Source organism: Methanothermobacter sp. (assembly GCA_030055615.1).
Lineage (GTDB): Archaea > Methanobacteriota > Methanobacteria > Methanobacteriales > DSM-23052 > Methanothermobacter_A.
In genome coordinates, this window is the sequence record JASFYN010000002.1 from 403,564 (window position 1) to 415,841 (window position 12,278).

General features: G+C 40.8%; 11 protein-coding genes. 9 read left to right on the forward strand and 2 right to left on the reverse strand.

Going from position 1 to position 12,278, the window contains the following annotated elements; translation table 11 throughout:
- The first annotated feature begins 22 nt into the window (after nucleotides 1-22).
- A complete protein-coding gene (locus QFX38_05385) occupies nucleotides 23-1,750 on the forward strand; it encodes a pseudomurein-binding repeat-containing protein (protein MDI9624298.1) in 1,728 nt (575 codons plus the stop codon).
- On the opposite strand, the gene moaA is transcribed toward QFX38_05385, so the two are convergent.
- Both moaA and mobB read right to left on the reverse strand, forming a co-directional pair.
- Nucleotides 1,739-2,683 (reverse strand): GTP 3',8-cyclase MoaA, encoded by a 945-nt coding sequence (moaA, locus tag QFX38_05390; protein ID MDI9624299.1) that lies wholly within the window; start codon nucleotides 2,681-2,683, stop codon nucleotides 1,739-1,741. The genes QFX38_05385 and moaA overlap by 12 nt on opposite strands.
- Nucleotides 2,684-2,685: 2 nt before the next feature.
- On the reverse strand, nucleotides 2,686-3,369 hold the full coding sequence (gene mobB, locus QFX38_05395; protein ID MDI9624300.1) for a molybdopterin-guanine dinucleotide biosynthesis protein B: 684 nt from the start codon (nucleotides 3,367-3,369) through the stop codon (nucleotides 2,686-2,688).
- A gap of 77 nt (nucleotides 3,370-3,446) precedes the next feature.
- Between mobB and fdhF the strand changes: the two genes are divergently transcribed.
- From fdhF to QFX38_05435, 8 genes are all read left to right on the forward strand, one after another.
- Complete coding sequence (fdhF, locus tag QFX38_05400; protein MDI9624301.1) at nucleotides 3,447-6,101, forward strand: formate dehydrogenase subunit alpha; 2,655 nt, start codon at nucleotides 3,447-3,449, stop codon at nucleotides 6,099-6,101.
- 107 nt (nucleotides 6,102-6,208) lie between these two features.
- The gene (locus QFX38_05405; protein MDI9624302.1) at nucleotides 6,209-6,664 is read left to right on the forward strand and encodes a 4Fe-4S binding protein; all 456 of its coding nucleotides are present in this window, start codon (nucleotides 6,209-6,211) and stop codon (nucleotides 6,662-6,664) included.
- Nucleotides 6,664-7,716 carry a 4Fe-4S binding protein gene (locus QFX38_05410; protein MDI9624303.1) on the forward strand — a complete coding sequence of 351 codons (1,053 nt, stop codon included), beginning with the start codon at nucleotides 6,664-6,666 and terminating at the stop codon, nucleotides 7,714-7,716. Before QFX38_05405 ends, QFX38_05410 begins: the two co-directional genes overlap by 1 nt.
- Before the next feature lie 14 nt (nucleotides 7,717-7,730).
- Nucleotides 7,731-7,979, forward strand: coding sequence for a 4Fe-4S binding protein (locus QFX38_05415; GenBank protein ID MDI9624304.1), 249 nt, complete (start codon nucleotides 7,731-7,733; stop codon nucleotides 7,977-7,979).
- Entirely contained in the window at nucleotides 7,976-8,371 is a 396-nt protein-coding gene (locus QFX38_05420; GenBank protein ID MDI9624305.1) for a molybdopterin dinucleotide binding domain-containing protein, read from the forward strand. The genes QFX38_05415 and QFX38_05420 overlap by 4 nt, the downstream gene beginning before the upstream one ends.
- 12 nt (nucleotides 8,372-8,383) lie before the next feature.
- Nucleotides 8,384-10,096 (forward strand): formylmethanofuran dehydrogenase subunit A, encoded by a 1,713-nt coding sequence (locus QFX38_05425; protein MDI9624306.1) that lies wholly within the window; start codon nucleotides 8,384-8,386, stop codon nucleotides 10,094-10,096.
- Nucleotides 10,093-10,905 carry a formylmethanofuran dehydrogenase subunit C gene (locus QFX38_05430; GenBank protein ID MDI9624307.1) on the forward strand — a complete coding sequence of 271 codons (813 nt, stop codon included), beginning with the start codon at nucleotides 10,093-10,095 and terminating at the stop codon, nucleotides 10,903-10,905. The genes QFX38_05425 and QFX38_05430 overlap by 4 nt, the downstream gene beginning before the upstream one ends.
- Before the next feature lie 21 nt (nucleotides 10,906-10,926).
- Nucleotides 10,927-12,228 (forward strand): formylmethanofuran dehydrogenase subunit B, encoded by a 1,302-nt coding sequence (locus QFX38_05435; GenBank protein MDI9624308.1) that lies wholly within the window; start codon nucleotides 10,927-10,929, stop codon nucleotides 12,226-12,228.
- The last annotated feature ends 50 nt before the right edge of the window (nucleotides 12,229-12,278 follow it).

A 12,278-nucleotide genomic window follows, 5' to 3' on the forward strand; every position in this document is an offset into this window, starting at 1 on the left:
AGCATTATATTTGGGTGTTTTTTTGGCATTTCTACTAGTGCTGACCAACAGCGCCTCGGCGGGCCAATTAACATACAATGAAGTTTCAAATGCTTCCAAGGTAATAGCTGACCAAGCATCAAAAACAGGCAAAATACCATCCCAGATCACAGTAAACAATAAAAATATCACACTAGACAACTACCTCTATGCAGCAGCCACCACAACAATAAACCTAAACACCAACCAGAAAAAAACAATAACAACCAACAACTACCAACCACCAACAAACCCACCCACCTACAGCGCAACAGGAACACTCACAAAAACAGCATACCTACAAACAGCCCAAAACATCAAAAAATACATGGAAACCAACAAAAGATCACCAAATTATGTCAGCACAAGCATTGGTAAAGTGAACTACCAAAGCCTAATCTACGCCTACAGCAGGATAATAAACTTCTACAATACCAATGAAAGACTGCCAAATTCTGTGACAATAAAAAGTGTGAAAATCAGCACTATACCAAGTACACCCCAGTTATCATACAATGAAATATCTTCAATGTCCAATGCAATAACAGGTTATATAAGTCAAAATGGTGGAATACCCTCCCAGATTGCGGTAAACAATAGGATCATAACATTAGATGATTACTTATATGCTGCAGTAACCACAACAATAAACCTAAACACCAACCAGAAAACAAGCGTACCTATTAATAATTATAAATCGCCAACGGATCCATTGAAGACCACAGCGATTGGGACGCTCACAAAGACGGAATATTTACAAGTGGCCCAAAACATCAAAAAATACATGGAAACCAACAAAAGATCACCTGATTACATGACAACGACAATTGGTAAAGTGAACTACCAAAGCCTAATCTACGCCTACAGCAGGATAATAAACTTCTACAATACCAATGGAAGACTGCCAAATTACGTGACGGTAGTTAATATAAAAAATAATGAAGGTCCGATAGCACATGGTGCGGTATGGGTTCACGCTTCTACCATGGACAAGGTTAATTTCACCACCCTCAAGAATAAGGGTATAACAGATATATTCTTGGAACAGCAGGCTTTCACTAAGATGGAGTACAGAACAGCACTTCTGAACTTCCTTAAAGGCGCTTCAGATGCTGGTATCCGTGTAAGTGCATGGGTAATCTGTCTACGAGAAAACGGTGCTTGGGTTGATCCTACAAATGAATCCCACATCGAAACATTGATAAACAGAGTTCAAGAGTTTTTAGGTTTTCCTGGTGTTAGTGGTATCCACCTTGACTATATACGTTATCCAGGAACTGCCTATAAGTTCCCAAATGCAACAGATATAATAACAGGAGTAGTTCAGAGAATATATGAGACAGTTAAAACTGTTAATCCAACAATTCTAGTATCAGCGGCTCTAATGCCAGAGACAAAATGGAATGCCTACTTCTATGGCCAAGATTATGGCCAACTTGCACAATATCTTGACGTGCTCATCCCAATGGCATACAAGGGTAACTATAATGCGACAACAGCTTGGATAGAGGAAGTGACGAGGTATGTGAAGGATAACTGCGGCGGGAAGGAAGTGTGGACAGGTTTGCAAAGTTATAGATCAGATTCTGACATAACACCAATCCCTAAGGCAGAGCTTGAATCTGATATAATGGCCGCGTTGAATGGTGGGGCAACTGGTTACGTGCTTTTCAGGTATGGTCTCATCGACAGTAGTTTCTGGGATGGTAATCCATACCATCTACCAGGTTAAGTTTTCCCCTTTTTTTATTTTGTGATAATATGGGTATCTGTTTTTTATTGCTTTTATGAATAATCTGCGGAGTTTTTCTAGGTTATCTTCTTGAAGTGCTTTTTTCATGTCAATGAGGTTGTCGTTTCTCAAGAGGCATGGTTTTAATTTGCCATCTGGGGTTATTCTCATCCTTGTACAGTTTTCACAGAATCTTGTATTGTCCATTGGTCTTACGATTTCGATTTCCCCACCATCGATATAATACTTTTTCCTATCTTGCATAAATTTCCTAGTTTTCACATGATGAGCTATTTTGGAAAGTTTTTTTTCGATTTCAGTGAGGTTATAATGGTATTTTTCAAAACCGTTGTCTGGGCATTGTTCTGTGGTTAAAAGTTCGATGAGTTGGAGTATGGCCCCTTGTTGATGGCAGAATTTGAACATGTCCCAGATTTCATGTGAATTTATATCCTTCATTATCACCATGTTAACCTTGATCGGGTATAAGCCTGCTTTAACAGCAGCTTTTATACCAGCTTTAACTTTCTCTAGGTGGTTTTTACCTGTTATGAACTTGTATGTGTTGGAATCGAGCGTGTCAAGGCTCACGTTGACTCTATTAAGGCCGGCCTTTTTGAGTTTGGAGCTATATTGTTTGAGTAGTGTGCCATTGGTAGTGAGTGATATGTCTTTGAATCCTATGGTGTCAATTTTTTCTATTATCGTAATTATATCATCTCTGAGCAATGGTTCGCCGCCTGATAATCTTATCTTGGTTATACCCAATTGGGATGCGACTTTACATACTTTCTCTATTTCATCTGCTGTCATTTCCCTAGAACTGGGGATTATACCATCTTTATGGCAATAGAAACAGTTTAAGTTGCATTTTGTAGTTATCGAGATCCTTAATGATGTTACCGGCCTGTTATAATCGTCGTAGATTTTCATTTTCACCATTTTATTATGATCTCTATTTTGTTGATTTCGGTTTCTTCTCTTTGAAGGGATTTAACCATCCCGGTAATGGTCTTTGACATGATTTCTTGGACGAAAGGGTTGAGTGGTATTGGATTGCCATTTATGCGTAACATGGCCCTTTTGAATTGGCTTTTACAATTAATATCATCTGCATCCCCTCTAACTTTTGCCTGTGCAAATTCCTCGCAAGATTCAAATCCGCATTTTCCACAATTCAGGCCTAATAGGAGGCCATAGGTTCTTTTTTCTGTTAGTTGTAGTATTTCTTTGAATTCTTCGTCTTTGAGGGAGAATGGATCTACCTTTTTTATGGTGAATTCATTTTCCGTGGATGTGGATATGTTGGCAAATTCCATTTTTTTGAATCCTTCAATGATTAGGAAATCTATTTCTTCTAGGAAGGGTATTGTTGATATTATCCATTTGATATTCTTTTCTTTGGGGGAAAGGAAAAATGTTTCTTTTCCCGCTCCTATGACCAACGTCGCCCCTGCTTTGCGGTGTCTTTCAGTATCTTTACCCGGAAAGTCGAATCTTCCATGAGTATGTTTTATTGTCCCGACCTTGTACCCTTTTTTGGTTAATCCTTTTATTAACCTTGTTACAAGTGTTGTTTTACCAGTGTCTTTTGTACCTATTATGCCAAGTATCTTCATAGGGTCACCAGGACAAAGATTTATTTTTAGATAAAGATAAAATTTTCCTCATCAAATAAAAAATTTTGACGATGTTTATGAAGAAGAAAATAGAGATTATCTTAGACGGTCAGAATATTAGAGTGGACGAGGGTAAAAGTATATTGGACGCCGCATTGGAAAACAATATATACATACCCCACCTTTGTTTCAGGCCGGGTTTGGATGCTTTTGGTGCTTGTAGGTTGTGTCTAGTTGAAACCTCTGACGGCAGGCTTGTAACCGCATGTGAAACCCCAGTAGAAGACGGTATGATGGTAATATCTGACTCTGATAGACTCAATAGGATTAGAAAGGTTATAGTCTCCCTGTTGATAAATGAACATGCTGGGAATTGTCTTAAATGTCCTAAATCGGGAGAATGTAAATTAGAAAACGTGTCTTCCTATCTTGGTATTAATAACGAGAATTTGGCAAATTTGAGGGAATTTAAAATTGACGATTCAATTGACGACTCTAACCCATTCTTCTTGAAGGATAATGGTAAGTGCATACTCTGCGGTTTATGCGTCCAATCTTGTGATATTATAGGCGTAAATGCAATAGATTTCGCATTCAGAAGCGCCAAAACCAAAATCAGTACATTCATGGATAAACCTTTACTAGATTCTATCTGTGTATCCTGTGGTGAATGTGTTGAAACTTGTCCAGTCGGAGCCCTCGTAAAGAAATCAGAGAAACCATCAAGAGAAGTTAAAACGGTATGCCCATACTGTGGTGTGGGTTGTGGAATCTACCTTGGAATCAGAGGTAATAGAATAGTCAGTGCAAGAGGGGATCCTAAAAATCCAGTTAACAATGGCAGACTTTGTGTCAAGGGTAGATTCGCCCTAAATTTCGTTAACAGCATTGAACGATTAAGAAAGCCCCTCATAAAAGAAAACGGCGAGTTCAAAGAAGTTGAATGGGACGAGGCTATTTCATTCATAGCAAATAAACTTTCAAAATACAATGGAGATGAATTCGCAGCCATAGCCTCTGCAAAGTGTACTAATGAAGAAAATTATCTGTTACAAAAATTTACAAGAACTGTGATGAAATCCAATAATATTGACCATTGTGCAAGACTCTGTCACGCCCCCTCTGTGGTAGCTTTAAGGGAAACTCTTGGCAACGGCGCCATGACTAATTCAATCAACGAACTTAAAAACTCCGCTTGCATTTTGGCAATTGGAACCAACACAACTGAAACCCATCCTGTAATCGCATATAAGGTTATAGAAGCTGTTAAAAATGGTTCAAAGCTTATAGTGATTAATCCAACAAGGATAGAGCTTGTAAGACATGCTGATATTTATTTAAGGAACAAACCAGGTACTGATGTTCCTCTAATTTTGGGAATGTGCAAGGCCATATTAGAAGAGGATCTCATAGACCATAAATTCATAAAAGAAAGAACTGAAGATTTTGAATCATTCAAAAAATATCTTCATGGTCTTGAATGGGGTGAAATAGAGTCATTAACTGGCATATCCTCTGATGCTATTAGGGAGGCTGCTATACTCTATGCATCTTCTCCCACTGCTTCTATAATCTATGCCATGGGAATAACCCAGCATGTTAATGGGACAGATAATGTTTTTGCACTTAGCAACTTAGCGTTGCTAACCGGTAATGTTGGAAGGGTCAATACTGGTATCAACCCATTAAGGGGACAGAATAACGTCCAAGGAGCCTCTGATATGGGTGCACTACCAGATATGTACCCAGGTTATCAATCGATCAATGATTTTAGGGAAAAATTTGAAAAAAAATGGAATTCCAAACTTCCCCCCGAAAAAGGGATAATATTGCCTGAAATTTTTGAAAATGCATGCAAAGGTAAAATAAAAGCATTGTATATCATGGGTGAAAATCCCATTTTAAGCGAACCAGATATAAAGAGCGTGGAAGAAGCCCTTAAAAATATTGAATTTTTAATCGTACAAGACATATTCCCAAGTGAAACTTCAAAATTCGCGGATGTTATTTTACCAGCTTGTTCATTCGCAGAAAAAGATGGTACATTCACAAACACTGAAAGAAGGGTGCAATTAATAAGATCTGCTATTAAACCACCAGGAGACGCTAAACCCGACTGGTGGATCATATGCAATATTGCCAAAAAAATGGGAGCCACTGGTTTCGAATTCGAAAATCCTAAAGAAATATTTAATGAGATAAGAAAACTCGTACCGTCATATAAAGGCATATCATATAAAAGACTAGAAAGTGGGGGAATCCAATGGCCTTGTAGAAGTGAAAAAGATCCAGGAACTGCTTTTCTTTATAAGGATGGTTTCACGCGGGAAAATGGTAGAGCAAAATTCATTTTACCCTCATTCAAATTATTTGAGACTCCTGACAAAGATTATCCCTTCATACTCATCACAGGTAGAATTTTATATCAGTATCATACAAGAACCATGACAAGTAAAGTAAGAGGCCTTGAAAAACTTAGGGACTGGAAGTTTCTTGAGATGAACCCTATTGATGGAGAAAAAATAGGAGTTCGTGAAGGTGATTTTGTCTTGGTTAAATCGAGGCGAGGGGCTGTTAAAGCAAGGGTAAAGTTCAATGAAGCTTTAATGGAAGGTGTTACCTTTATGAGTTTCCATTTTGCTCCTGTGAATCGTCTTACAAGTTCCTTAAGGGATCCTCTTTCCGGAATGCCTGCTTTGAAGGTTTCTTGTGTTGATTTAATCCCACAATAGTATGTGTACATACCACACACCAGTATATATAATTTTCTATTTTTTCTTGGTAGAAATATTTTAAATAAAATAAGCATAAAAGTGTGATTAGCACACATGGTGACCCGATGCCAAAGCATATAATTTCAGGACTCCGGTACCTTGCAGCAGTAAACTTGACAAAACAAGGACACACACAAAAAGAGGTAGCCAATAGACTAGGCATCAACAGATCCACAGTTTCACACTACCTGAATGGCAGAAACCTCTCAATAAGATCGATAGAAGTCGCAAAAGTGATAACGGAATTATGTCCAAGAGACTTCCTACTTCTAACCTACGCCCTCTTACAGGACACGAATAAAACAAGAACAATAATCAAAGCTTGCCAAAAAAGAAAATTCAAAGCTTCAGTGAAAAATTCGTGCATCGGATGCGGCATTTGCATAGACAGCTGCCTTATGAAAGCCATAAAACTCGATGAACTAAAAGCAGAAATCGACTCTAAATGGTGTTGTGGTTGCCTCATATGTGTTGAAATGTGTCCGACAAATTCTATAGAAATTGAGGAGGTAGAAGATTGATGGAGACTACAGAAGTAATAGAGGAAGGGGGGAATATTACAGTTGAAAGAGCCGGCGAAGAAACGCGAAAATTATATTTCAACAACGGTCTCTGCGCAGTCTGCGGCTTATGTGAAGAAATCTGCCCAGTAGAAGCCATTGAAGTCAACCCCACAGGTGCCATGATCAGAACAGAACAAGAGACCAGCAAAATAACCATAGACGAAGGAAAGTGCGTCCTATGTGGCATGTGCAGTTCGATATGCCCATTCCAAGCACTAGACCTCCAAATAAACGGCACATCCATAAAAGAAATCCCAGGATATCCACAACTATTAAAATCCGCCGAAATCGACGAAGAAGAATGCATAAACTGCAAAGCCTGTGAAACAGCATGCCCACAAGATGCAATAACCATAACAAGAGACCTCCCAGAAAGAAAAGACCTCGTCACAGGAGAAATCGAAATAGACAAAGACACTTGCATATACTGCGGAATCTGTGAAGAAATGTGCCCAGCAGACGCCATAGAAATAGACCACGAAGAACCAACATCAATAAACCCAGTCATAGCAAGCGACATCAACGTAGATGAAGACAAATGCGTACACTGCGGAATCTGCAAGAGAGTATGCCCAGTCGACGCAATAATGCAAGTATGCAGAATCTGCCCATACGGAGAATACGAAATAGAAGAACCAGAAATAACAGGAACATCCTACATAGACCCTGAATTATGTGTCAATTGTGGATGGTGCCAAGAAATCTGCCCAGTTGACGCTGCTAAAGTCACAAAACCATTCGAAGGCGAACTAATACTCGACGAAGAAAAATGTCAAGGATGCGAAACATGCGTCATGGTATGCCCATGTAATGTCCTCTCATTCCCCAAACCCGAAAAACCCGGAGAAAAACCCGAAAAACTCCACAAAGACGAAAAATTCTGCATCTATTGTGGAGCATGCGAAAAATCTTGTCCTGTAGATGCAATAACAGTTAAAAGGACAAACATCAACTACACACCAACCAGATCAAAAGCATGGCAAAATGCATTCGAATCCTTAACAAAATAATGGGGGTTTAACCAATGGCAATCGAATTGAAAGCATACCCAGACCTCTGTCACGGGTGTGGAAACTGCGTCGTAGCATGTCCAGTCAATGCCCTAAGAAGTCCTGAAATCGCGGGAGGTAAAGGACCCACAGAAGACGTAGAAGTTATAATGATAGTAGAAGATGGAGTCATCAACATAAAAAATCCAGATCTTTGCGGAAAATGTGGAACATGTGTTGAAAGTTGTCCCGTAGATGCAATAAGACTGGAGGAATCAGAATGAGAGCAATACTAAATACTGGAAGGACCATATGGCAAGGACAAGCCATAGAAGCCGGAAAAGACCTTAAATTATACGTGGATGCCGCTGCAATAGTCTACATGAACCCCGAAATGATGAGAGAATTAGGAGTAAAAGAAGGCGACAACGTAAAAGTCATCTCAGAATACGGAGATGTTGTCGTTAAAGTTGCCGAAACAAAAGAAGCACTACCAGAAGACATGATATACATTCCAATGGGACCATGGGCCAACCGTGTTGTAAGACCCACCACAGACTCCACAGCAACACCAAGCTTCAAAAACGTTCCCGTAGAAGTCATACCAACAGATGAAGAAGTACTTGACATGCCAACATTAATGAAAAAAGCTTATGGCAAACTCGGTCAAATTTAAGGGAGGATAAAAATGGAGCTTATAATAAAAAACGGATTTGTTTACTGCCCCCAAAACGACATTGACGGGGAAAAAATGGACATATGCGTCAAAAACGGTAAAATCGTTGAAAGCGTCAGCGACAACGCAAAAGTTATCGACGCTTCAGGCAAAATAGTAATGCCAGGGGGCGTGGACCCACACGCACACATAGCAGGCCCAAAAGTCAACATAGGAAGAACCTATAGGCCAGAAGACAGCAAAAAAGCCGCTGCAAAATTTAAAGGTGGAAGAGCCGGGAGCGGATTTTCAGTCCCATCAACCTTCATGGCAGGATACAATTATGCAAAGATGGGCTACACCACTGCAATGGAAGCTGCTATGCCACCATTACTAGCAAGACACACACATGAAGAATTCCATGACACACCCCTAATAGACCATGCAGCCTACCCACTATTCGGTAACAACTGGTTCGTAATGGAATACCTTAAAGAAGGAGATATCGACAGATGCGCAGCATACGCATCATGGCTCCTAAAGGCCACAAAAGGTTACACCATCAAACTCGTGAACCCTGCAGGTACAGAAGCATGGGGATGGGGTGGAAACGTCCACGGCATACACGAACCCGCACCATACTTCGACATCACCCCCGCAGAGATCATAAAAGGACTCGCAGAAGTCAACGAAAAATTAAGAATGCCACATTCAATACACTTACACTGTAACGACCTCGGACACCCAGGCAACTACGAGACAACACTAGCATCATTTGACGTCCCTAAGGGCATAAAACCCAACCCAGCAGTAGGAAGCAGAGACACAATACTATATGCCACACACGTACAATTCCACAGCTACGCCGGGACAACATGGAGAGACTTCGAATCAGGAGCCCCCGAAATAGCAGATTATGTAAACAAACATGACCACCTAATCATAGATGTCGGACAAGTAACACTAGATGAAACAACCACCATGACAGCAGACGGTCCAATGGAATACGACCTACACTCACTAAACGGCCTCAAATGGGCAAACTGTGACGTCGAACTCGAAACCGGTGCGGGTGTAGTCCCATTCTTATATGTGCCAAGAGCACCAGTCCCATCAGTCCAATGGGGAATAGGCCTAGAATTATTCCTCTTAATCAAAGATGCTAACAAAGTTTGTCTCACAACAGACCATCCAAACGCAGGCCCATTCACCAGATACCCAAGGATCAAAGCTTGGCTAATGAGTAACAAATACAGGATGGAATACATAGAAGAGAAATTGCACAGTTGGGCCCAGAGAAGGAGTAGTATAGCTACCATTGATAGAGAATACACATTCTATGAAATAGCCCAAGTCTCAAGATCCACACCAGCAAAAGCCCTCGGATTAAGTGATGTTAAAGGACACCTTGGAGTCGGTGCAGATGCTGACATAGCCATATATGATATAAACCCAGAGACAACAGACCCATCCAACGATTACATGGAAATTGAAAAAGCATTCGAAAATGCAAGCTATGTCCTAAAAGATGGGGAAATAATAGTAAAAGATGGTAACGTTGTTAAGACAAGAGAACATGGAAGAACATACTGGGTTGACACCCAAGTAGAAGAAGACATATACCAAGAAGTCCTAGCCGATGTTGAAAGAAAATTCAAACAATACTATTCTGTAAACTTAGAGAATTATCCTGTACAAGATGCATATCTGCCAAAGTCTGCTCCAGTTAAAGGGGTGATGTTATGAGCGAGATAATATTAACTCCTCTAGACCAGCCAGAAGTGCCACTAGAAGCCTCCAACATAAAACCTGACGTATTCGCCGGTAAGACTATCGAAGAGATCAAAAACATCGAAATACTCCATGGGAACACCCCTGTCAAATTATCAGACTTCTTCGAAGTAACTGGCGAATCATCCAAGAATCCTGCAGAGCTCAAAATAATCATTGATGGTGACGTTGACAGGACAAAAAGGATAGGAGAAGGGATGAGCACCGGTGAAATCCTCATAAAAGGCGATGTCAACATGTATGTCGGCGCTGAGATGAAAGGCGGTAAAATAACAGTTGAAGGAAACGCCGGACCATGGGCAGGGCAAACCATGATGGGTGGCGAACTAGAAATCCTAGGAGATGCTGGAGACTATGTAGGATCCTCATACCGTGGAGATTGGAGAGGCATGCAAGACGGTACTATAATAGTCCATGGAAACGCTGGCAACGAGATTGGAGAATACATGAACGGTGGCAAAATCATCATAAAAGGCGATGTGAACATAATGACAGGAATACACATGAACAACGGACTCATCATAGTCGAAGGAAACGCTATCGCGAGGGTTGGAGCCGAAATGGCTGGAGGAACAATAGTAGTGAAAGGCATAGTCAACGAATTCCTCCCAGGATTCGAATACTTAGGCGTAGAAAAAGACATTGAAGTAGATGGACAAACAATACCCGGAGCTTTCTACAAGTTCCTAGGAGATCATGCTATTAAAGGTGCGAAAGGGACAGTATACGTAGCTGTTAGAGGTAACGGTCATATAGTCCCATAAGAGGCCAAGATGGAGGTAATCATAATGGAATATGTTAAAAATGTTGTCTGCCCTTTCTGCGGGACACTATGTGACGACATCATATGTAAAGTAGAAAACAATAAAATAGTAGGTACTATAAACGCTTGCAGAATCGCTCACAACAAATTTGTACATACAGAGGGCGCAACACGTTATACAAAACCACTCATAAGGAAAAATGGAGAACTAGTCGAAGTAACCTATGACGAAGCAATAGAAAAAGCCGCCAAGATCCTTGCAGAAGCCAAAAGACCCTTATTATATGGTTGGAGCTCCACTGAATGTGAAGCGCATGCAGTGGGCATGGAATTAGCTGAGGAAACAGGAGCAGTCATCGACAACACAGCATCTGTATGCCATGGTCCCTCAGTACTAGCACTACAAGACGTAGGATACCCCACATGTACCCTTGGGGAAGTTAAAAACAGAGCAGATGTTGTAGTCTATTGGGGATGCAACCCAATGCATGCCCACCCAAGACACATATCACGGCATGTATTCTCCAGAGGATTCTTCAGGGAACGTGGAAGACCCGACAGGACAGTCATCGTAGTAGATCCTAGGGAAACAGACACCGCAAAACTTGCAGACATCCACTTACAAGTAGAATTTGACAGAGACTATGAACTTATCGACGCAATGAGAGCATACCTATTCGGGCATGAAATACTATACGACGAAGTGGCGGGAATACCAAGAGAGACCATCGAAGAAGCAGTTGAAATCATGAAAAACGCCCAATTCGGGATACTATTCTGGGGTATGGGTTTAACCCAGAGCAGAGGAAAACACAGAAACATTGACACAGCCATTATGCTAACCGAAGACTTGAACGACTTCGGTAAATTCAACCTAATACCAATGAGAGGCCACTATAATGTTACAGGATTCAACCAAGTAGCCTCCTGGGAGAGTGGGTTCCCATACTGTGTCGACTTTTCAGCTGGCGAGCCAAGATACAACCCAGGAGAGACTGGTGCGAATGATTTACTCCAGAACAGGGAAGCAGATGCATTGATGGTTATAGCATCTGACCCTGGGGCTCATTTCCCACAGAAGGCTGTTGAATACATGGCCGAGATCCCAGTGATAGCCATTGAACCACACAGGACACCAACAACAGAATTAGCCGATATTATAATCCCACCAGCTATTGTTGGTCTTGAAGCAGAGGGCACAGCTTATAGGATGGAGGGCGTGCCTATAAGGATGAGAAAAGTCGTTGAAACAGACCTATTACCAGATAAAGAAATTGTGGAGAAAATCCTAGAAAAGGTGAGGGAGATCAAAGCATCTAAATAAAACTCCCTTTATTTTATTATTTTTTATGTGGGGTGTCTGTTGAGCATATG

Bases quoted from the DNA above. Each gene is read 5' to 3' on its own strand.
- QFX38_05405 (MDI9624302.1), top strand. From the start codon at position 6,209: ATGCCAAAGCATATAATTTCAGGACTCCGGTACCTTGCAGCAGTAAAC.
- mobB (MDI9624300.1), bottom strand. From the start codon at position 3,369: ATGAAGATACTTGGCATAATAGGTACAAAAGACACTGGTAAAACAACA.
- QFX38_05420 (MDI9624305.1), top strand. From the start codon at position 7,976: ATGAGAGCAATACTAAATACTGGAAGGACCATATGGCAAGGACAAGCC.
- QFX38_05425 (MDI9624306.1), top strand. From the start codon at position 8,384: ATGGAGCTTATAATAAAAAACGGATTTGTTTACTGCCCCCAAAACGAC.
- QFX38_05415 (MDI9624304.1), top strand. From the start codon at position 7,731: ATGGCAATCGAATTGAAAGCATACCCAGACCTCTGTCACGGGTGTGGA.
- fdhF (MDI9624301.1), top strand. From the start codon at position 3,447: ATGAAGAAGAAAATAGAGATTATCTTAGACGGTCAGAATATTAGAGTG.
- QFX38_05430 (MDI9624307.1), top strand. From the start codon at position 10,093: ATGAGCGAGATAATATTAACTCCTCTAGACCAGCCAGAAGTGCCACTA.
- moaA (MDI9624299.1), bottom strand. From the start codon at position 2,683: ATGAAAATCTACGACGATTATAACAGGCCGGTAACATCATTAAGGATC.
- QFX38_05410 (MDI9624303.1), top strand. From the start codon at position 6,664: ATGGAGACTACAGAAGTAATAGAGGAAGGGGGGAATATTACAGTTGAA.